Source organism: Bacillus sp. B25(2016b) (assembly GCF_001679765.1).
Classification (GTDB): domain Bacteria; phylum Bacillota; class Bacilli; order Bacillales; family Bacillaceae_G; genus Bacillus_A; species Bacillus_A thuringiensis_K.
On sequence record NZ_CP016285.1, the window covers coordinates 658,080 to 674,872 of the forward strand.

Genomic DNA, 16,793 nt, shown 5'->3' on the forward strand with positions numbered 1-16,793 from the left:
ACATGTCTTGCGGAAGTAGTTCAGTGGTAGAATACAACCTTGCCAAGGTTGGGGTCGCGGGTTCGAATCCCGTCTTCCGCTCCAATTTTCAATATGACATGCCGGGGTGGCGGAACAGGCAGACGCACAGGACTTAAAATCCTGCGGTGGGTGACCACCGTGCGGGTTCGACCCCCGCCCTCGGCACCATATGCGCCCGTAGCTCAATTGGATAGAGCGTTTGACTACGGATCAAGAGGTTAGGGGTTCGACTCCTCTCGGGCGCGCTTTTATTAACGGGAAGTGGCTCAGCTTGGTAGAGCACCTGGTTTGGGACCAGGGGGTCGCAGGTTCAAATCCTGTCTTCCCGATATTCCCAAAAAACATGGGGCCTTAGCTCAGCTGGGAGAGCGCCTGCCTTGCACGCAGGAGGTCAGCGGTTCGATCCCGCTAGGCTCCACTTTATTTAATATATGTCTCGGAGGTATACCCAAGTTCGGCTGAAGGGATCGGTCTTGAAAACCGACAGGCGGTGAGAATCGCGCGGGGGTTCGAATCCCTCTACCTCCTCCATTTTTTCTTTAATGGTTTAGACATATAATAAAATATTTTTTCCTTCATGGAGGTATACCCAAGTTCGGCTGAAGGGATCGGTCTTGAAAACCGACAGGCGGCGAGAGTCGCGCGGGGGTTCGAATCCCTCTACCTCCTCCATTTTTTAAAACTTTATATTGTCGTGGGGTGGAGCAGCACGGTAGCTCGTCGGGCTCATAACCCGAAGGTCGCAGGTTCAAATCCTGTCCCCGCAACCAAATGGTCCCGTGGTGTAGTGGTTAACATGCCTGCCTGTCACGCAGGAGATCGCCGGTTCGACCCCGGTCGGGACCGCCATTTATGTTGGCTCGGTAGCTCAGTCGGTAGAGCAGAGGACTGAAAATCCTCGTGTCGGCGGTTCGATTCCGTCCCGAGCCACCATTTTTTTATGCCGGCTTAGCTCAATTGNGGGGGTTCAAGTCCTCTAGCCGGCATCATTTAGGGGCATAGTTTAAAGGTAGAACTGAGGTCTCCAAAACCTCCAGTGTGGGTTCGATTCCTACTGCCCCTGTAAAGTATATGGGCCTATAGCTCAGCTGGTTAGAGCGCACGCCTGATAAGCGTGAGGTCGATGGTTCGAGTCCATTTAGGCCCACCATATATTATTCCGCAGTAGCTCAGTGGTAGAGCTATCGGCTGTTAACCGATCGGTCGTAGGTTCGAGTCCTACCTGCGGAGCCATGGCCCGTTGGTCAAGTGGTTAAGACACCGCCCTTTCACGGCGGTAACACGGGTTCGAATCCCGTACGGGTCATACAAAAAAGAGTCAGCATTATGCTGGCTCTTTTTTATTTTGTTAATCCTTTTTATTACGTTACTTTCCAGAAATAAATAAAGGGATTTTGGAAAAGCTATGGTATGTATAAAAAGGAGGAAATAAATAATGACACGAGTTAGAGACTTAATGAGTACCCATATTGTACATTGTACACCGCTAGACAATGTATATGAGGCAGCTGTTAAAATGAAGGAAGAATCAGTTGGATTAATCCCAGTTGTTGAAAATGAGCAAGTTGTTGGGCTTGTTACTGATCGAGATTTAGTCGTTCGAGGGATTGCTGAAAAACATCCTGGATCTAATAAAATTACAAATGTGATGACAACAAATATTATCTCAGTTTCTCCAAATGATTCTATTGAAAAAGCTACAGAGCTAATGGCACAGCATCAAATTAGACGATTACCAGTAGTTGATAGTGGTCAACTTATTGGCATGTTAGCACTAGGAGATTTAGCTATAAGGGAATCAGCAGATGATCAAGCTGGATTTGCCTTGAGCGAAATCTCAGAGCATACAGAGTAAATTGAAACTTTCATTAACCGAGAGTCTGATGGTCACTCATAAAGAGCTAAATTATATATAAAGTTCAGATACATTATTCTAGCATATATGGATTAAACTAATATGTTAGCGTGATGTATCTGAGACATTATATAATAAGTATGTGGTTAATAATTTCGACAGTTTTTTAAAATTTGTTATTCTTCATTTTTAATAAGAGAAAAGATGATATACTGATAGATATAAGTATTATGAGAGATTTTGAATATAACAATATTAATTTTTAGTGGCGCGATAATAAATTAATATTTCCTACATAGATGAAAAGGGAAGGGGAATTATATGAAGGCTGTACAGGGCGATCCAAATTGGAATTTGGTTACAGATACATATATAGAACCAAATAATTTCGCTGAATTATTTTCTTTGCTTGTACCTTGTCACCCAAAAGGTGAGGGGAAAGAACGAACTATATTAGTATGGAAAGAGAAAGAATTTTATAAAGAAGAAAATTTAGCGTCATTTATCGTATATGGCATGAATAAAGCAAAGAAATTACCGCAGTTTCATAAAGATGAAATTCCAACTTTAGTGCGTATTCTTCGCTTATGCCAAGAGATTGGTTGGTATGAAGAGGCAAATGATTTTATGATAGCGCAAGGATTAGCTGAGTTTGTTCATACTTCATTGGAATATGAAACATGGGATCTTTTGACGCAATCAGTTGCTTTAAATTATTTAATTATTAAATATCGTATAGGTGAATTGACAGATAGGGATATTGAAATTTGGGATAGAGTTAAATTTAATGAGAAGTGTATAACCGATTGTAAACATTTATTATCTCATAAAGAAGTATTGGAATTTACATTCTTTTATATGTGCAAGAGAGCGAAATCATTATCAAAAGAGCAATTAAATAGTGATATGATGAGTTTAGCGATGTATTGTAATACTTTTGTATATGATTTGTATACACATGATTTATTACGGAAATATCGTAAGTGTACAGATTTCCTATCATATTATGGACCTAGTCAGGCAGTTTTAGCATGTCAAAGAGCTGTATTATCTCAAATTTCCGATCGCTTAGACCCATTAAAGACAACGCATGTAGATGATTATTTATATGTGATGAAAGAAATGATGGAGCATATGACGATAGGAGTAATGGATCGATACGGTCATTTTATTGGAAAGCTACTATCTTATGTGCCATTTTTCGAAATGATACAAGTTCCACAGCATGCATATTATTGTGAAGAATTACTGTATATTTGTAAGGGCATTGAATATAAAGAAGAAATACTACGCAATTATATATTTATACAATTACATGATTGTTTACCATCATTCTTTAGGCTATTTCTTAAAAATAAGCGTTACGCAACGATTCATGATATTCTTTTCTATTGGTGCGATGACGAACAACGAATGAGTTTAGAGAAAAAATATAATCTGAGCTTTATTTATGAAAAATATGCTTGTGGATAAACAATATTTTCGATATGAAAAATTCATATAAATTAAAAAGGATCTCCAGTTTATGTGAGATCCTTTTTTGTTAGTAAAACAAGGAGAAAGTGATTAAGACAAGAAAAAGCATTCCATATAGGAGGAGTTGTGCAGTATAACTTCCTTGTATACCAAAAAAAGTATTGGTTTTCTTATACAAATTCAATATGTATTTTATTGGAGTATCTTTGAAAGATTGGTACACAGTGTCTCCTTTTTCTAAGCTTCTTGTTTTTGTTTTTGGTTATAAGGGACATTAATATATCTAGCTACAAATAATAAAACAGCCATAAAGAATACTGGAAATACAGTAGATAAATAAAAGCCATTACTAATTATATTTGTTATGAGAGCACTTAAAAGAAAAATAGCATTATAAATATGGGCAATTTTTTGTTTTAGTTGCACTTGAAATGATTCCATCATAATTTCTAATGCAACAAAAGCAATAATAATAGATAAAAATACAATGTTTGTATTGTAAATGATTAAACAACAGATTAAACCTAAAAAGGCTACGTATTCAATTATAAGAGGTATATTGCGTGGCATACAATTTACCTAACTAAATATGGCAGTGGATTTACTGCATTTGTTTTTTCAAAATTCCATTCTCCATTATGTAATTCAAAATGAAGATGTTGCCCGTATGAATGACCTGTGTTTCCCATATGACCTATTAATTGTCCAGTTTGTACTTGATCACCAGCTTGTACAGTGCGATCCTTCATATGAGCATAAACAGTTGTATATAATTTCCCATTGATTTGATGCGCAATGAAAACAACATTGCCATAGCTAGCTGAATAATAAGATTTCACAACTTTACCTGCAGCAGCAGCTTGGATAGAGACGTTTCCTGGAGCGGCAATATCTATACCATAATGCATTTGTTCCCAGCGTATATCAAAGGTTGAGCTAATTCTTCCTTGAGCGGGGAATTTGAAAGCAGCTGGAATTGATGAAGGCTGATCTGTTTTAGCTTGTGGTTGATTTTGTACTACATAGTGTTTTGCTACATATCCGTATCCTGTGCCAAAACGAATTTTATACCAAGTTCCTACAGTTTCTACTACTTGTACTTGTGTACCGTTTTGTAATGAACCGAGTAGAGCGCTACTTGTACTAGCGTTGCTACGTACATTTAGATTAGGTGTTGCAACGGTATATTTTGTATTATTTTGAACGGTGATTCCTTTTACTAAGGGTTGTGAACCATTAGAGATGAATGCTTTTTGTACGTAACCTGTTTGGCCATTATGTGAGATTTTATACCATTCGCCTTGATCTTCTTGAACGGTAATAAACTTGCCATTTGGTAATACATCTAAAATGGAAGATTCTAAATTAGGTTCAGAGCGAACGTTTAATGCATTAGCATTAACGATGTATTGATCATTAGATTGAAGTTTGTTTTTTAGTAAAATAGCATCTTTTTGTACATAACCTACTTTATTATGAACAGATACTTTATACCAACCATTAGTTGTTTCAAGGATGTTCACTTTTGTATTAAAGCGAATTGTATCAATTGATGTGCTTTTTACGTTATCTTCTGTATGTAATGCTACTTGATCGACTTTGACATACCCAGTTTTAATATTAGATAATTGTTCAGCGTTTGCTTTTTGTACATTTGTTTCACCCATAGAAGGAAGTAAAGAAGCAATCGCTACAGTAGTTGCTGTTAAAGCAGTAGCTTTCATATTCATGGAATAGAGACCTCCTCTAGTTGTATAGTTGTAATTTTATTATAGTATAAAGATATAATATAGTGGGTGTATTCACATAAATGTAATATGAAATCAATATAAAAATAAATTTTTTGAGGATAATGATTCCTTTTTATACAATTAATTGGTGTTTTATTTTCTAAAATAGAATGTATGTATTGTATAACTTTGATATTATGTTGATAATTAAGAAAATTAAAAAAGTTGATGATGTCTTATTACGGTGTTATACTGACAGTGATAATTTTATAGTTTGCTAGGAGAGCTGGTGTTGCCAGCTGAGAGTAAGACCTTAAGTCTTTGATCCTTTTTATTACCTGATCTAGATTATGCTAGCGTAGGGAAGCAATTCGGACACTAATAATGAGTCCCCGTTTCTTTGCGTATAGAAACGGGGCTTTTTTATTTGAAAATTTCATATTGAAACCACTAGGGGTGCTTGTTGTGCTGAGAGAGGAATAATCCTTAACCCTTATAACACCTGATCTAGGTAATACTAGCGAAGGGAAGTGGAACAACGAATAAATTATAATTTTATTGGCTGTAACCACTTCTTATATAGAGAAGTGGTTTTTTATTTATATACACATACTGGAAGGGGATAGAGAAATGAAATTTTGCGATAGATTATTAGAAACTGTACAACCAGTTTGGGAGATGAGTCATAATCATCCATTTGTAGTAGGTATGGGGGATGGTACGTTAGAAAAAGATAAGTTTCAGTATTACATTATTCAAGATTATTTATACTTGTTAGATTATGCAAAGTTATATGCTATCGGTGTTGTAAAGGCAACGAATCCACAAGTTATGGGGAAATTTGCTGAACAAATTGATGGAATATTAAATGGAGAAATGACAATCCATAAACAGTATGCAAAAAGACTTGGAATTTCTATAGAGGAGATAGAGTCTGCAAAGCCATCTGCTAAAAATTTAGCTTATACAAATTACATGATGTCTGTATCTCAAAATGGCACACTTGCAGAATTAATAGCAGCACTTCTTCCGTGTATGTGGAGCTATTGGGAGATTGGAAAGCGTTTAAATGATATTCCGGGAGCAAGGGATCATGAATTCTTTGGTGAGTGGATTCAAGGATATAGTTCTGAAGAATACGGCAAACTCTGTATTTGGTTAATAGATTTATTAAATGAAATGGCAGTTGGAAAGTCTGAAAAAGAGCTTGACCGATTAGAGGAGATTTTCCTATATTCCAGTCGATTTGAATATTTATTCTGGGATATGTCCTATCGTAAGGAGATGTGGGGATTTGAGGAGCAAGAACATACTACAATTTCATAATGTTTGTTTTCATTATGATGAGAAACCAATCATCAATGAATTAAATGCTTCTATACAAGATAAAGAGTTTGTAAGTATTATCGGACCGAGTGGATGTGGGAAAAGTACTTTATTTCGCCTTATTACAGGTTTAGAAGAAGTAAGTATTGGTCAGATAGAGCTGATAGAAACAAAGAGCCATCCTGTAGGGTATATGCCTCAAAAAGATATGCTCTTGCCGTGGAGAACGATTATTGAGAATGCTGCTTTGCCATTAGAATGCCAAGGCGTGCCGAAGAAAGAAGCACAAGTAAAGGCAAAGGAACTATTGCATAAATTTGGTTTACAAGGGTATGAGACAAAATATCCGAAAGATTTATCTGGGGGTATGAGACAACGTGTATCTTTTATTCGAACTTTATTAACAGGCGGGGAGATATTGTTATTAGATGAGCCGTTTAGCGCGTTGGATGCTTTAACGAAGGCATCTTTGCAAGAATGGCTGTTTGAACAATGGAAAGAGTGGGAAAAAACAATTTTATTTATTACTCATGATGTGGAAGAAGCATTGTTTCTTTCTAATCGAATTTTAGTAGTGGAGCAGCAGCCGATAACTACTTTGACTGAGCGGATAGTGCCGCTTGATCATAACAGAACACGAAAAGATTTATATAAACCGGAAGTATTGGCGCTGAAAGATGAGCTTCTTAGTATGTTACAAAGGCAGGTACTCGTATGATGAACCGGTTGAAGGAGCTATTACCTGCTCTTACACTTTCTAGTATCTTACTTGCCCTTTGGGAAGTAGGAGCAATAATTGTAGATGAAATGTACATTTTACCGTCACCGTCTGCAATTGTAATGAAGATATGGAAACTAAAAGATATATTATTTACGGTTCATTTGCCGGCAACATTATATGTCGTTTTAATAGGTGTGGCAATTTCTATCGTACTTGGGGTAGGGCTAGCGATGTTAATGAATGCGAGTACATGGATGGAGAGAGCATTTTATCCATTATTAGTCGCTTCACAAACGATTCCTATTACAGCGCTTGCTCCGCTCTTCGTTTTATGGTTTGGATATACGATTTGGAGTAAAGTCGTTGTTACGGTTTTAATTACGTTTTTCCCGATTGCGGTCAATACGTATGATGGACTACGCAGTACGAAAAAAGAATGGGAAGAGCTTTTAGTTACATACGGGGCAACGAAAAAAGATGTTTTTCTTAAATTAAAATTGCCGTCTGCTCTTCCTTATTTTTTCTCAGCTTTAAAAATCGCAGTTCCGCTTAGTGTAATTGGGGCAGCAATTGGTGAATGGCTCGGTGCACAAGCTGGGCTAGGATATTTCAGTAAAAGAATGATGACGCAGTTAGACGGAGCAGGTGTATTTGCACCCATTGTATTGTTATCGTTATTAGCTATTTTCTTCGTCATACTTATTTCGATATTAGAAAAGAAATTCATTAGTTGGAGGAAGCATTCATGAAATTATTAAAACGCATCTTTGTGTTTACATTATTAGTTGCAATGATTGCTGGATGTTCTAGTAATTCAGCATCAGATAAGAGTAAAAAAGAAAAAGAAAAAGAAATAACGGTCATGCTTGATTGGTACCCAAATGCGGTACATAGCTTTATTTATGCAGCAATTGAAAAAGGCTACTTTAAAGAAGAAGGTGTAAAGGTGAATATTAAATTCCCTTCCAATCCGACTGACCCATTAACTTTAGCAGCTACAGGAAAAGTAACGGTTGGCCTATATTATCAACCAGATGTTGTTATGGCAAAAGCAAACGAACAAATTCCAGTGAAATCAATTGGAGCTGTCGTACGTTCCCCATTAAATCATGTTGTATCACTGAAGTCAGCAGGCATTCAATCGCCAAAAGATTTAGAGGGGAAAACAGTGGGATATTCTGGAACACCTTTAAGTGAGATGTATTTAAAAACGATGGTAAAAGAAGCTGGTGGTAATCCAGATACAGTGAAAGTAGTCGATGTTGGCTTTGATTTAGTACCAGCATTAATTACGAAAAAAGTGGATGCGGTAACAGGGGCATACATTAACCATGAAGTACCTGTTATGCGTCATGAAGGTCATGAACCAGCGTACTTTAATCCAGCAGATTATGGTGTACCGAATTATCATGAGCTTGTATTTGTAACAGGTGATAAAACGTTGAAAAAAGATAAAGAAGCGTTGCAAGCCTTCTTACGTGGTACGAAAAAAGGCTATGATTTCATGAAGAAAAATCCAGATGAAGCATTAAATATTTTATTAAATCATCAAGAAAAAGAAAACTTCCCACTTGTGCCAGAAGTTGAAAAGGAAAGTATGAAAATTTTATTAGAGAAGATGGAAACGAAAGATGAGCCATTCTTATCAGATTCAAAAGAGTCTTGGGAGAAACAAAATAAGTGGCTGAAGGACAAAGGAATGACAAAAGAAACCGTCCCAGCCGATGAACTATTCGAAAATATTTTAAAGTAGGCGAATGAATATGAAAAATGAGCTCCACGTAATCTCAAATGGCCATATGCCATTCGAAGAGTTAGTGAATGTAGCGATGCAAATTGAGAGTGAGATTGATTATTTGCATATTCGTGAGCGTGAGAAGAGTACAAAGGAATTATATGAAGGTGTGGAAATTCTGTTAATGGAGGGCTTTCCGGCTTCTAAAATTGTCATAAACGATCGAATTGATATTGCAATTTTATTAAATATTCCTCGTGTTCAACTAGGATATCGAAGCACAGATGTAAAGTCAGTGAAAGAAAAGTTTTCTTATTTGCATGTCGGTTATTCTGTGCATTCGCTAGATGAAGCGATAGTAGCATTTAAAAATGGAGCGGATTCACTCGTTTATGGCCATGTATTTCCGACAGATTGTAAAAAAGGTGTGCCAGCGAGAGGGCTTGAAGAAATTTCGGACATTGCAAGGAGCTTATCGATACCAATTATAGCTATTGGAGGGATTACTCCTGAGAATACAAAGGATATTCTGGCAAGTGAAGTAAGTGGAATTGCTGTTATGTCTGGAATTTTAAGTAGTAGTAACCCGTATAGCAAAGCGAAGTCTTATAAGGAATCAATAAGAAAGTGGGCGGAAAAACATGTGTGAGAAGTATGATGTAGCGATTATTGGTGGTGGTGTAATTGGTAGTTCAGTTGCACATTTTCTAGCAGAAAGAGGACATAAAGTAGCGATTGTAGAAAAGCAAAGAATTGCATCGGAAGCTTCGAAAGCAGCTGCTGGTTTACTTGGTGTTCAAGCAGAATGGGATGCGTATGATCCGCTATTTGAACTTGCTAGAGAAAGCCGAGCTATATTTCCACAACTTGCAGCAGTTTTACGTGAAAAGACGGGTATTGATATTGGATATGAAGAAAAAGGAATTTATCGTATTGCTCAAAATGCAGATGAGAAGGAAAGAATTCTTCACATTATGGATTGGCAGCAGAAAACAGGTGAAGATTCTTATTTTCTAACGGGAGACCATGTGCGGGAAAAAGAGCCATATCTATCCGAATCTATTATAGGAGCAGTATATTATCCGAAAGACGGTCATGTTATTGCACCAGAGCTTACGAAAGCATTTGCACATTCTGCGACAATTTCCGGTGCGGATATATATGAGCAAACAGAAGTATTTGATATCCGTATTGAAAATAATAAAGTGACTGGAGTTATTACAAGTGAAGGTATTGTCACATGTGAGAAAGTCGTTATTGCAGGAGGTTCATGGAGTACGCAGTTACTCAGTTATTTTCACCGTGATTGGGGTACATATCCAGTTAAAGGAGAAGTGGTTGCGGTAAAAAGTAGAAAACAACTTTTAAAAGCACCTATTTTTCAAGAAAGATTTTACATTACTCCAAAGCGCGGTGGACGTTACGTAATTGGGGCAACAATGAAGCCACATACGTTCAATAAAACTGTGCAGCCAGAAAGTATAACTTCTATATTAGAGCGTGCTTATACAATATTGCCAGCTTTAAAAGAAGCAGAATGGGAAAGCACGTGGGCAGGATTACGACCACAATCGAATCATGAAGCTCCTTATATGGGAGAGCATGAAGAAATAAAAGGTTTATATGCTTGCACGGGCCATTATCGAAACGGTATTTTATTAAGTCCTGTTTCTGGCCAATATATGGCTGATTTAATAGAAGGAAAGCAAGAGAATTATTTGCTAGATTCATTGCTTTCTAAAACGGTTTAGAAAGGGGATGGAAGTTTGAATTTGAAAATTAATGGTAATCAAATTGAAGTGCCAGAGAGTGTAAAAACAGTAGCCGAGCTACTTATACATTTAGAGCTAGATAACAGAATTGTTGTAGTAGAGCGTAATAAAGATATTTTACAAAAAGATGATCATACAGATACATCTGTTTTTGATGGAGACCAAATTGAGATTGTAACTTTTGTAGGAGGCGGTTGATTATGTTAAACATTGGACCATTTTCATTTCATTCTAGACTTTTATTAGGAACAGGTAAATTCCCTGATTTTGACGTGCAGCAAAAGGCAATTGACGTTTCTGAAGCTGAAATTTTAACGTTTGCAGTACGTCGTATGGATATCTTTGATGCAAAGCAACCTAATTTATTAGAGAAACTTGATGTGAAAAAATATACGTTATTACCAAATACAGCAGGGGCAAAAAACGCTGAAGAGGCTGTTCGTATTGCAAAATTAGCAAAAGCCTCTGGGCTTTGTGACATGATAAAGGTAGAAGTTATTGGTGATGATAGAACGTTATTACCTGATCCGGTAGAAACGTTAAAGGCATCTGAAATGTTACTAGAAGAAGGATTTATCGTACTTCCGTATACATCTGATGATGTTGTATTAGCACGTAAATTACAAGAGCTTGGCGTGCATGCGATTATGCCAGGAGCATCACCAATCGGTTCAGGGCTTGGTATTGTAAATCCATTAAATTTGAGCTTCATTATTGAACAAGCGACAGTACCAGTTATCGTTGATGCCGGTATTGGTAGTCCAGCTGATGCGGCATTTGCAATGGAATTAGGAGCGGATGGTGTGTTATTAAATACGGCTGTGTCAGGAGCAAAAGATCCTATTAAAATGGCACAAGCAATGAAATTAAGTATTGAGGCAGGACGTTTAGGCTTTGAAGCAGGTCGTATTGCACGTAAGCGTTGTGCAACTGCAAGTAGTCCTTTAGAAGGAATGAGCGTAGTTGAATAATCGATATTCTCGCCAAGAACTATTTTCTCCAATTGGAGAAGAAGGACAGCAAAAGATAAGAGAAAAGCATGTGCTTATTATCGGTGCAGGTGCATTAGGTAGTGCAAATGCAGAGATGTTTGTAAGAGCAGGTGTTGGCAAGATAACAATTGTTGACCGTGATTATGTAGATTGGAGTAATTTACAAAGACAACAATTGTATGCAGAGAGCGACGTAAAGAATAATCTTCCAAAAGCTATAGCGGCTAAAAAACGTTTAGAAGAGATCAATAGTGATGTAACAATAGAAGCTCTCGTTCAAGATGTAACAGCTGAAGAGCTAGAAGAACTTGTTACAAATGTTGATGTAATTATTGATGCGACTGATAATTTTGAAACACGCTTTATTGTGAATGATATAGCACAAAAATATTCTATTCCATGGATTTACGGTGCATGTGTAGGTAGTTACGGTCTTTCTTACACAATCCTTCCTAGTAAAACACCATGTTTATCATGTTTATTACAGTCGATTCCGCTTGGCGGGGCAACATGTGATACAGCGGGTATTATATCACCTGCTGTATCTCTCGTCGTTTCTCATCAAGTAACAGAAGCTCTTAAACTGTTAGTAGAAGATTACGAATCACTGCGAGATGGACTTGTGTCATTTGATGTATGGAAGAATGAATATTCATGTATGAATGTGCAAAAGCTTCGTAAACACAATTGTCCTTCGTGCGGAGAGAATGCGATATACCCGTATTTAAATAAAGAAAACACATCGAAAACAGCAGTTTTATGCGGGAGAAATACAGTTCAAATTAGACCACCTCATAAAGAGGAAATAGATTTTGAAAGATATAAAGAGCTGCTGAATGATCGTGTGCAGGATTTAAATGTAAATCCATATTTATTATCATTTTCTGTGGAAGAAAAGAGATTAGTTGCTTTTAAAGATGGTCGTGTACTTGTACATGGAACGAAAGATATAAGCGAAGCAAAAACAATTTATCATCGCTATTTTGGATAGAAAAGGATGAGTGGGATGAAAATAAATAAAGCTGTAACAATTGCAGGATCTGATAGTGGCGGCGGTGCCGGCATTCAAGCAGATTTAAAAACATTCCAAGAGCTTGGTGTGTATGGAATGACGGCTATTACGGCAATTACTGCTCAAAACACGCTTGGCGTTCAAGGGGTATATCCAGTTTCGTTAGAAGGTATTACGGAACAGTTGAATTCAATTGGTACGGATTTAACACCAGATGCTGTGAAACTAGGAATGTTATTTAGCAGCGAAGTTATTCAAATTGTAGCAGAACATATTAATAAATTTGGCTGGAATAATATTGTACTAGATCCTGTTATGATTGCTAAGGGCGGTGCATCATTATTACAACAAGAAGCAGTGCAAGCATTAAAAGAATATTTATTACCAGTAGCAACTGTTATAACACCGAATGTCCCAGAAGCAGAAGTGTTAACTGGGATGGAGATTCATAATGTTGAAGATAGTAAGGAAGCTGCAAAAGTATTGCACGAATTAGGTGCTAAATATGTGCTTATGAAGGGCGGACATGCAGAATATCAAGGTAATGAAGTAATTGATTTCCTCTTTGATGGAGAAAAATTTATTGAGTTTAGAAGCGAGCGAATTCCTTCAAAGCAAACGCACGGAAGTGGGTGTACATTTGCTTCAGCGGTTACAGCAGGACTTGCGAAAGGATACTCAATTGAAGATGCTGTTCAAGAAGCAAAACGATTTATTAGTATAGCAATTGAAGAGCCATTGAATATTGGTAGTGGTCATGGACCGACGAATCATTTTGCATATAAAGTGAATAGAACGCGTGCATAGGTAAGTGAAAAGCCAGTTTTATAACTGGCTTTTTTTCTGTTTACTTTTTCAAAATACAGGAGTAATATATCAGCCAGAATACATTTTTTTGTAAACGCTGAGTCCAATTATATGGAGCGGAGGAACCAATTTGTGCAGTGTCACTCGGGGTGAATCTTTCAAGTTTGAAAGTAGGGCTACTCTCAAAGTCCGAATCCGACAGCTAACTTCGTAAGCGTCTTGAGAGAGGACGGTGCCATGATGGATACATCACTTCATCGATCAGATTAGTATAGGGGAATATCAATCTATGTTTGATTTCTTTTATACTAAGGAGGATGAGGTACATGGAACTAACACTTATTTGTGTTGGAGAAGAAAGTAAGGTAGATAGTTTAAGAGATCTAGTATCATTTCAACATGAGTTAATTATTTTTACAGCAAATGAAGAGATAGCGGCTGAAGTTAGGAATTGTGGGTTTGATTGGACTTATAGCTGCAGTAAGGAGCAGGACTTTACTAGTATTTTTGAGTGTATTAAGAAGGTGATTTTACTAGGGGATGAGCTTCCAATCGTTAGTTTTTTCACAGAACACATTCGCTTTTCTTTTCAAGCACCTATTACTGTTGTTACAAGGAATAAACGATATCCAGCGAGGCTCTATGAAACAATTGGAGCTAAGTTTGTCGTGTTTACAAATTGTGATAATATTTCTTTTTTATTTTTTGAATAGGGCGGGGGAAGAAATGATGAAGGTACTATTACTTGGAGATATAGCAAATCGTTGGGCAGTATCGGTAGAGCGAGTTCAAGAATTGGTTAAGATCGATCCCCTTTTTCCAGGGCCGTATATTATATTACCATCAAAAGATGCTTTGTATTTAGAGGTGGATATTACCGAGTATGAGCAGCTACATGCAGAATTGACACAAGTTTATATTCGTGGGAGAAATTTACGTGCATTTTTACGAGGAGAATAAAGGTTGAATAAAAAAGAGCGAATGCTGAGTGCAACAAGCTATGCACTTCATCTCATTCGCTCTTTTTATTTCATATTTAAAAGGTCATTTTTAAGAAAAGAGAAGAGAAATAAAGAAAATAGATGAAATAATAGTAATAATCTTCAATGTAAGCGTTTAAATGGATGTAAATATTATTATTTTCAGTAATTTAACCCTTTACAAGTGAAATATAGAGGAGTATATTTACTCTCATAAATCATTCATAAAATTTCCAAAAAAACCTAAAATCGCTGAGTTCCAGAAATGGAGCGGGGGAACCAATTTTGTGCATCGTCACTTGGGGTGAATCTTTCAGTTTTGAAAGTAGGGCTACTCTTTAGGCCCGAATCCGACAGCTAACCTCGTAAGCGTTTAGAGAGGAGGTTTACTTTTTGTTGTTCATTTTTTGAACACTGAGTAGAGCTCAGTGTTCTTTTTTAATATTAAAATGGTAAATTTTAACAAAAAGCAAAGCGAGGGATAGCTATGTTAGATGTTGTAATGGTCGGGATTTTTATTTTATTAGTTGCATCAATGGCAAGTCTTGCAAGTTGGTCAGATAAAGTTGTGAAAGAAGGAAAGCAATCATGATGATTGTCTTATCGGTTATTGTCGCAGCAATTACAGTGTATTTAGTGTATGCATTATTAAATCCAGAGAAGTTTTAATTAGGGGGAATCATTCATTATGATTTGGGTTGCAGTCATTATTACAATGCTCTTGTTTATTTTAGTAGCAAAGCCAATGGGGATTTATTTAGAAAAAGCTTTTCAAGGTAGCAAAATGCTAGATAAAGTATTCGGGCCTTTTGAAAAACTTATTTTTAAAATTACGGGTGTAAAAGAATACAATCAAACGTGGAAACAGTACGCATTATCATTAGTTTTACTCAACGGATTTATGATTGTTATTGTATATTTCATTTTCAGATTACAAGGTGTGTTGCCGCTAAATCCAGCGCATATTGAAGGGATGGAGCCTACGCTCGCTTTTAATACAGCGATTAGTTTTATGGCTGATACAAACTTACAGCATTATAGCGGTGAAAATGGTTTATCCTATTTATCACAATTAATCGGGATTACATTTTTAATGTTTGCGGCACCAGCAACGACATTGGCGCTCGTTATGGCTTTTATAAGAGGACTTGCTGGAAAAGAACTTGGTAACTTTTTCGTTGATTTTACGAGAGCGTTAACGAGAGTGTTTCTTCCTATCGCATTTATTGCGGCACTAGTTTTTGTCGCACTTGGCGTACCGCAAACGTTAGATGGAGCGGTTACAGCACAAACGATTGATGGGGCAAAACAAAGTATATTACGTGGACCTGTTGCATCATTCGTTTCCATTAAGGAACTTGGAAATAACGGCGGTGGATTTTTCGGAGCAAACTCTACGCATCCTTTTGAAAATCCAGGACAAATGAGTAATATTTTGCAAATGATGCTTATGATGTTATTACCAACAGCACTTCCATTTACGTACGGACGAATGGTAGGAAATAAAAAACAAGGTCGCATCCTTTTCGTTTCACTTTTTATGGTGTTTTTACTAGGATTTATAACAATTACGACATCTGAACTAAACGGGAATCCGGCATTAAATGGAATGGGTATCGAACATGTACAAGGAAGTACAGAAGGGAAAGAAGTACGATTTGGAACAGTATTTTCTTCACTATACGCAACGGTAACGACAGCTGCTGAAACAGGCGCCGTTAATACGATGCATGATACGTTAACACCAATTGGCGGTTTAGTTCCACTTGTAAATATGATGTTAAACACAGTATATGGCGGCGTTGGAGCAGGTTTTGTAAATATTATTATGTATGCAATTATTGCAGTGTTTATATCTGGGTTAATGGTTGGACGGACACCAGAGTTTTTAGGTAAAAAGATTGAAGGTAAGGAAATGAAATTAATTGCGGTCACGATTTTATTTCATCCATTGCTCATTTTAGGCTTTTCGGCATTAGCTCTTTCAACAAATTTAGGGACGGATGCTATTTCTCATTCCGGTTTCCACGGTTTAACGCAAGTTGTATATGAATATACATCGTCAGCTGCGAATAACGGATCTGGATTTGAAGGATTAGGAGATAATACACCGTTTTGGAATATTACGACTGGTTTAGTTATGTTTTTAGGACGTTACTTCAGTTTAATTACGATGCTAGCTGTGGCAGCTTCGTTGAAAGAAAAAACGGTAGTGCCAGAAACAGTCGGAACGTTCCGTACAGATAATAGTTTATTTGGTGGTATCTTTATCGGAACAATTGTAATTGTTGGTGCATTAACATTCTTCCCGATGTTAGTACTCGGACCAATTGCAGAATTTCTTACATTGAAGTAATGGAGGGTAA

The 16,793-nt window shown here is 37.0% G+C and carries 19 protein-coding genes, 14 tRNA genes and 4 riboswitches; of the genes, 31 read left to right on the forward strand and 2 right to left on the reverse strand.

What is annotated here, in order from left to right:
* The first annotated feature begins 9 nt into the window (after positions 1-9).
* The 16 genes from BAQ53_RS03365 to BAQ53_RS03440 all read left to right on the forward strand — a co-directional run bounded on the left by BAQ53_RS03365 (position 10) and on the right by BAQ53_RS03440 (position 3,349).
* Positions 10-84 (forward strand) — tRNA-Gly (locus BAQ53_RS03365).
* A gap of 16 nt (positions 85-100) precedes the next feature.
* Positions 101-189: transfer RNA gene (locus tag BAQ53_RS03370), tRNA-Leu, on the forward strand.
* A gap of 3 nt (positions 190-192) precedes the next feature.
* Positions 193-266, forward strand: a tRNA-Arg gene (locus tag BAQ53_RS03375).
* 10 nt (positions 267-276) lie between these two features.
* Positions 277-350 (forward strand) — tRNA-Pro (locus BAQ53_RS03380).
* Positions 351-366: 16 nt separating this feature from the next.
* Positions 367-439 (forward strand) — tRNA-Ala (locus tag BAQ53_RS03385).
* A 20-nt stretch (positions 440-459) separates the two neighbouring features.
* Positions 460-552: transfer RNA gene (locus BAQ53_RS03390), tRNA-Ser, on the forward strand.
* A gap of 48 nt (positions 553-600) precedes the next feature.
* Positions 601-693, forward strand: a tRNA-Ser gene (locus BAQ53_RS03395).
* Positions 694-714: 21 nt separating this feature from the next.
* Positions 715-791: transfer RNA gene (locus BAQ53_RS03400), tRNA-Met, on the forward strand.
* 3 nt (positions 792-794) lie between these two features.
* Positions 795-870, forward strand: a tRNA-Asp gene (locus tag BAQ53_RS03405).
* An 8-nt stretch (positions 871-878) separates the two neighbouring features.
* Positions 879-954: transfer RNA gene (locus tag BAQ53_RS03410), tRNA-Phe, on the forward strand.
* 59 nt (positions 955-1,013) lie between these two features.
* Positions 1,014-1,084 (forward strand) — tRNA-Trp (locus tag BAQ53_RS03415).
* A gap of 10 nt (positions 1,085-1,094) precedes the next feature.
* A tRNA-Ile gene (locus tag BAQ53_RS03420) sits at positions 1,095-1,171 on the forward strand.
* 8 nt (positions 1,172-1,179) lie between these two features.
* A tRNA-Asn gene (locus BAQ53_RS03425) sits at positions 1,180-1,254 on the forward strand.
* A 1-nt stretch (position 1,255) separates the two neighbouring features.
* Positions 1,256-1,327: transfer RNA gene (locus tag BAQ53_RS03430), tRNA-Glu, on the forward strand.
* Between the two features lie 129 nt (positions 1,328-1,456).
* Positions 1,457-1,876, forward strand: a complete 420-nt coding sequence (locus tag BAQ53_RS03435; RefSeq protein WP_000199010.1) for a CBS domain-containing protein — start codon at positions 1,457-1,459, stop codon at positions 1,874-1,876.
* A 321-nt stretch (positions 1,877-2,197) separates the two neighbouring features.
* Complete coding sequence (locus BAQ53_RS03440; protein WP_046946538.1) at positions 2,198-3,349, forward strand: DUF3965 domain-containing protein; 1,152 nt, start codon at positions 2,198-2,200, stop codon at positions 3,347-3,349.
* A 240-nt stretch (positions 3,350-3,589) separates the two neighbouring features.
* Here BAQ53_RS03440 and BAQ53_RS03445 read toward each other — a convergent pair whose 3' ends face one another.
* On the reverse strand, positions 3,590-3,922 hold the full coding sequence (locus tag BAQ53_RS03445) for a hypothetical protein (RefSeq protein ID WP_001137823.1): 333 nt from the start codon (positions 3,920-3,922) through the stop codon (positions 3,590-3,592).
* Between the two features lie 5 nt (positions 3,923-3,927).
* Positions 3,928-5,082: an SH3 domain-containing protein gene (locus BAQ53_RS03450; RefSeq protein ID WP_001056036.1), complete on the reverse strand. Its 1,155-nt coding sequence runs from the start codon at positions 5,080-5,082 to the stop codon at positions 3,928-3,930.
* A 269-nt stretch (positions 5,083-5,351) separates the two neighbouring features.
* Positions 5,352-5,464: riboswitch (TPP riboswitch) on the forward strand.
* Between the two features lie 60 nt (positions 5,465-5,524).
* Positions 5,525-5,628: riboswitch (TPP riboswitch) on the forward strand.
* 84 nt (positions 5,629-5,712) lie between these two features.
* Here BAQ53_RS03450 and tenA point away from each other — a divergent pair.
* From tenA to kdpA, 15 genes are all read left to right on the forward strand, one after another.
* Complete coding sequence (gene tenA / locus BAQ53_RS03455; RefSeq protein WP_151522922.1) at positions 5,713-6,408, forward strand: thiaminase II; 696 nt, start codon at positions 5,713-5,715, stop codon at positions 6,406-6,408.
* Positions 6,377-7,126, forward strand: a complete 750-nt coding sequence (locus BAQ53_RS03460) for an ABC transporter ATP-binding protein (protein ID WP_151522921.1) — start codon at positions 6,377-6,379, stop codon at positions 7,124-7,126. Before tenA ends, BAQ53_RS03460 begins: the two co-directional genes overlap by 32 nt.
* Positions 7,126-7,878 (forward strand): ABC transporter permease, encoded by a 753-nt coding sequence (locus tag BAQ53_RS03465; protein WP_002163847.1) that lies wholly within the window; start codon positions 7,126-7,128, stop codon positions 7,876-7,878. Before BAQ53_RS03460 ends, BAQ53_RS03465 begins: the two co-directional genes overlap by 1 nt.
* The gene (locus tag BAQ53_RS03470) at positions 7,875-8,882 is read left to right on the forward strand and encodes an ABC transporter substrate-binding protein (RefSeq protein WP_208906483.1); all 1,008 of its coding nucleotides are present in this window, start codon (positions 7,875-7,877) and stop codon (positions 8,880-8,882) included. The genes BAQ53_RS03465 and BAQ53_RS03470 overlap by 4 nt, the downstream gene beginning before the upstream one ends.
* A 10-nt stretch (positions 8,883-8,892) precedes the next feature.
* Positions 8,893-9,513, forward strand: a complete 621-nt coding sequence (tenI, locus tag BAQ53_RS03475) for a thiazole tautomerase TenI (RefSeq protein WP_000787159.1) — start codon at positions 8,893-8,895, stop codon at positions 9,511-9,513.
* On the forward strand, positions 9,506-10,615 hold the full coding sequence (gene thiO, locus BAQ53_RS03480) for a glycine oxidase ThiO (protein ID WP_000333301.1): 1,110 nt from the start codon (positions 9,506-9,508) through the stop codon (positions 10,613-10,615). Before tenI ends, thiO begins: the two co-directional genes overlap by 8 nt.
* Positions 10,616-10,630: 15 nt before the next feature.
* The gene (gene thiS / locus BAQ53_RS03485; protein WP_001049504.1) at positions 10,631-10,834 is read left to right on the forward strand and encodes a sulfur carrier protein ThiS; all 204 of its coding nucleotides are present in this window, start codon (positions 10,631-10,633) and stop codon (positions 10,832-10,834) included.
* Between the two features lie 2 nt (positions 10,835-10,836).
* Positions 10,837-11,607 (forward strand): thiazole synthase, encoded by a 771-nt coding sequence (gene thiG / locus BAQ53_RS03490; protein ID WP_000931981.1) that lies wholly within the window; start codon positions 10,837-10,839, stop codon positions 11,605-11,607.
* Positions 11,600-12,619 (forward strand): thiazole biosynthesis adenylyltransferase ThiF, encoded by a 1,020-nt coding sequence (gene thiF / locus BAQ53_RS03495; protein WP_074594513.1) that lies wholly within the window; start codon positions 11,600-11,602, stop codon positions 12,617-12,619. The genes thiG and thiF overlap by 8 nt, the downstream gene beginning before the upstream one ends.
* 6 nt (positions 12,620-12,625) lie before the next feature.
* A complete protein-coding gene (thiD, locus tag BAQ53_RS03500; protein ID WP_142238029.1) occupies positions 12,626-13,447 on the forward strand; it encodes a bifunctional hydroxymethylpyrimidine kinase/phosphomethylpyrimidine kinase in 822 nt (273 codons plus the stop codon).
* Between the two features lie 85 nt (positions 13,448-13,532).
* A riboswitch (cyclic di-AMP (ydaO/yuaA leader) is annotated at positions 13,533-13,680 on the forward strand.
* A 93-nt stretch (positions 13,681-13,773) separates the two neighbouring features.
* Complete coding sequence (locus tag BAQ53_RS03505; protein WP_000424070.1) at positions 13,774-14,160, forward strand: hypothetical protein; 387 nt, start codon at positions 13,774-13,776, stop codon at positions 14,158-14,160.
* 13 nt (positions 14,161-14,173) lie between these two features.
* Positions 14,174-14,407: a hypothetical protein gene (locus tag BAQ53_RS03510; RefSeq protein ID WP_002163849.1), complete on the forward strand. Its 234-nt coding sequence runs from the start codon at positions 14,174-14,176 to the stop codon at positions 14,405-14,407.
* Between the two features lie 260 nt (positions 14,408-14,667).
* A riboswitch (cyclic di-AMP (ydaO/yuaA leader) is annotated at positions 14,668-14,813 on the forward strand.
* 101 nt (positions 14,814-14,914) lie between these two features.
* Positions 14,915-15,019 (forward strand): SipW-dependent-type signal peptide-containing protein, encoded by a 105-nt coding sequence (locus tag BAQ53_RS03515; RefSeq protein ID WP_000887894.1) that lies wholly within the window; start codon positions 14,915-14,917, stop codon positions 15,017-15,019.
* Positions 15,019-15,096, forward strand: a complete 78-nt coding sequence (gene kdpF / locus BAQ53_RS03520; RefSeq protein WP_223153441.1) for a K(+)-transporting ATPase subunit F — start codon at positions 15,019-15,021, stop codon at positions 15,094-15,096. The genes BAQ53_RS03515 and kdpF overlap by 1 nt, the downstream gene beginning before the upstream one ends.
* Before the next feature lie 19 nt (positions 15,097-15,115).
* Positions 15,116-16,783, forward strand: a complete 1,668-nt coding sequence (kdpA, locus tag BAQ53_RS03525; RefSeq protein WP_000638318.1) for a potassium-transporting ATPase subunit KdpA — start codon at positions 15,116-15,118, stop codon at positions 16,781-16,783.
* Positions 16,784-16,793 lie beyond the last annotated feature (10 nt).

Bases quoted from the DNA above. Each gene is read 5' to 3' on its own strand.
- tenI (WP_000787159.1), top strand. From the start codon at position 8,893: ATGAAAAATGAGCTCCACGTAATCTCAAATGGCCATATGCCATTCGAA.
- kdpA (WP_000638318.1), top strand. From the start codon at position 15,116: ATGATTTGGGTTGCAGTCATTATTACAATGCTCTTGTTTATTTTAGTA.
- BAQ53_RS03465 (WP_002163847.1), top strand. From the start codon at position 7,126: ATGAACCGGTTGAAGGAGCTATTACCTGCTCTTACACTTTCTAGTATC.
- BAQ53_RS03435 (WP_000199010.1), top strand. From the start codon at position 1,457: ATGACACGAGTTAGAGACTTAATGAGTACCCATATTGTACATTGTACA.
- BAQ53_RS03505 (WP_000424070.1), top strand. From the start codon at position 13,774: ATGGAACTAACACTTATTTGTGTTGGAGAAGAAAGTAAGGTAGATAGT.
- tenA (WP_151522922.1), top strand. From the start codon at position 5,713: ATGAAATTTTGCGATAGATTATTAGAAACTGTACAACCAGTTTGGGAG.
- BAQ53_RS03445 (WP_001137823.1), bottom strand. From the start codon at position 3,922: ATGCCACGCAATATACCTCTTATAATTGAATACGTAGCCTTTTTAGGT.
- kdpF (WP_223153441.1), top strand. From the start codon at position 15,019: ATGATTGTCTTATCGGTTATTGTCGCAGCAATTACAGTGTATTTAGTG.
- BAQ53_RS03450 (WP_001056036.1), bottom strand. From the start codon at position 5,082: ATGAATATGAAAGCTACTGCTTTAACAGCAACTACTGTAGCGATTGCT.
- BAQ53_RS03470 (WP_208906483.1), top strand. From the start codon at position 7,875: ATGAAATTATTAAAACGCATCTTTGTGTTTACATTATTAGTTGCAATG.
- BAQ53_RS03515 (WP_000887894.1), top strand. From the start codon at position 14,915: ATGTTAGATGTTGTAATGGTCGGGATTTTTATTTTATTAGTTGCATCA.
- thiG (WP_000931981.1), top strand. From the start codon at position 10,837: ATGTTAAACATTGGACCATTTTCATTTCATTCTAGACTTTTATTAGGA.
- thiO (WP_000333301.1), top strand. From the start codon at position 9,506: ATGTGTGAGAAGTATGATGTAGCGATTATTGGTGGTGGTGTAATTGGT.
- BAQ53_RS03440 (WP_046946538.1), top strand. From the start codon at position 2,198: ATGAAGGCTGTACAGGGCGATCCAAATTGGAATTTGGTTACAGATACA.
- thiD (WP_142238029.1), top strand. From the start codon at position 12,626: ATGAGTGGGATGAAAATAAATAAAGCTGTAACAATTGCAGGATCTGAT.
- BAQ53_RS03510 (WP_002163849.1), top strand. From the start codon at position 14,174: ATGATGAAGGTACTATTACTTGGAGATATAGCAAATCGTTGGGCAGTA.